A 1,678-nucleotide genomic window follows, 5' to 3' on the forward strand; every position below is an offset into this window, starting at 1 on the left:
CTCGCCGTGTTTCCATATGGGTTTGCGGTTCGCCGAGCACCCGCATCGGCGACGAATATGATTGACGTTGCGATTAGAATATGGATATGAGTTTTCTGCCATATCCTCCTCCGCCCGAACCGGGCTGGTATGACGATGATGCCATGGTCTCGGATCGAATCGTCCGCACAACCGTCAGCGATGCGCGGAACGTCGATGGTTTTCGGCGTTCCTCCGACATCGAGAATCCGGTCGATGCCATCGACGGCGACGACATCGACCGGGACGGCACGGTGCTGGCCTCCTCATTTGCCATGAGAACGACGCCCGTGTATCTGCTGCGCAACGAGCAAACCGGACAGGAAGTGCTTGTCGACGGCAACGTGCTGCTCGGGCGCGAACCTTCGGCGGCGTCGGAAGGTGCGAAAGCCGTCGGATTGAAGGACCCGACGCGCACCATCTCCCGCAACCACGCGGTGATCGGGCTCCAGCGGGATGGCACGTTGCGGATTCAGGATTGCGGTTCGCTCAACGGCACGTACATCATCCACGACGATGTGGAGACCAAGGTCGGCGATGATCCCGTTGCCTTGCAGGTGCCGTCCGTCGTCCGCATCGGAGACCAGTTCTATGCATTGGAGCGGCGGGCCAACTGAGGTGATGCATGGCTCGCCGCCGCGTCGGCTGACCGGTGCGGTTTGGCAAGGCTCAGCAGTTGTGCTTGGACTTGTTGCGTTCTCGGGCTGGTTGTGGTCGCATTGGCGGTGAGCATGACGGCGGTGCCATATCGGTGATGACGCATCGGCATGGGCCAGCTTGCGCCGGTCTATGCCGACGGATGCTAGTCGCGCAGCCGCAGGGCGGCGTTGATGGCGTTGTCATCCAGCGATTGCAGCCATTCGAGCAGTTCGGGGTAGATGCTCATATTGCGCGCGAGGAACGGACGCAATTCCGGCTTCCACGCCGCGATTCGCGCCATCAGTTCCGTATTCTCCGTGTTCATGGCAAGCTCCGCGGTGTATTCGTCAGCGGACGAATGACGTTGCGCGTTATGCGCCTCATCCATGTCGCATGAGGCGTTATGCGACGGTCCGTCCATGGTTGCGCGTGCGGAGACGTCCACGGCATCATATGCCGTGCCGTCCTGCGCAAAGCACAGATCCGGCTCATCCGTCACGCAGGCCGGATCGATGGGGTTCTTATGCGGAGCCGTCGTATCGGACGCCATGCCGGTCGTGTTCGCCGGATCAATGGAATCGACGTGCAAGGCCGTCGGTGCTATATCGGCCGCATCCGCCAAATCGGCGGGATCGGCACACGGGCCGGACGGCGGCACCCAAATGTTGGTGCCGTCGAATATGTCCACGTCGGGCATGCCGGAATCCCCGCAGGGCAATCGGTCGGAGGCATCGGCGGACGTTTCGCCAACCGTTGGAATATCTGGTCCATCGGTTTCGGAAACGGGCCAGCCCGTCGAGGCCAGATATCGGCGGGCGCGTTCGTCGCCGAACTCGGCCACCCAGCGTTTCAGCCCGGGGTATGCGCGGGGATTCGCCACGACGCTCGCGCCGAATTCCGGATTCTCATAGGCGATTTTCGCGAGAAGCACCGGATCGGCGTGCGGATCCCGGACGGCTGCGACGGCGGTTTGGTGATCGACCATCATCTCTCCTTATGTTGTGGTTTGTGGGATTTGGCT

General features: G+C 61.7%; 2 protein-coding genes. One reads left to right on the plus strand and one right to left on the minus strand.

Going from position 1 to position 1,678, the window contains the following annotated elements; all coding sequences use genetic code 11:
* Positions 1-143 precede the first annotated feature (143 nt).
* Positions 144-635 (plus strand): FHA domain-containing protein, encoded by a 492-nt coding sequence (locus tag B3C64_RS06470; protein WP_291534555.1) that lies wholly within the window; start codon positions 144-146, stop codon positions 633-635.
* Between the two features lie 185 nt (positions 636-820).
* Here the strand turns inward: B3C64_RS06470 and B3C64_RS06475 are convergent, their stop codons facing one another.
* Positions 821-1,642 carry a hypothetical protein gene (locus tag B3C64_RS06475; RefSeq protein ID WP_291534557.1) on the minus strand — a complete coding sequence of 274 codons (822 nt, stop codon included), beginning with the start codon at positions 1,640-1,642 and terminating at the stop codon, positions 821-823.
* Positions 1,643-1,678: the final 36 nt, after the last annotated feature.

This window comes from Bifidobacterium sp. UBA6881 (genome assembly GCA_002451435.1).
Lineage (GTDB): Bacteria > Actinomycetota > Actinomycetes > Actinomycetales > Bifidobacteriaceae > Bifidobacterium.

Coding starts and splice junctions, on each gene's coding strand:
- B3C64_RS06470 (WP_291534555.1), top strand. CDS start 144: ATGGTCTCGGATCGAATCGTCCGCACAACCGTCAGCGATGCGCGGAAC.
- B3C64_RS06475 (WP_291534557.1), bottom strand. CDS start 1,642: ATGGTCGATCACCAAACCGCCGTCGCAGCCGTCCGGGATCCGCACGCC.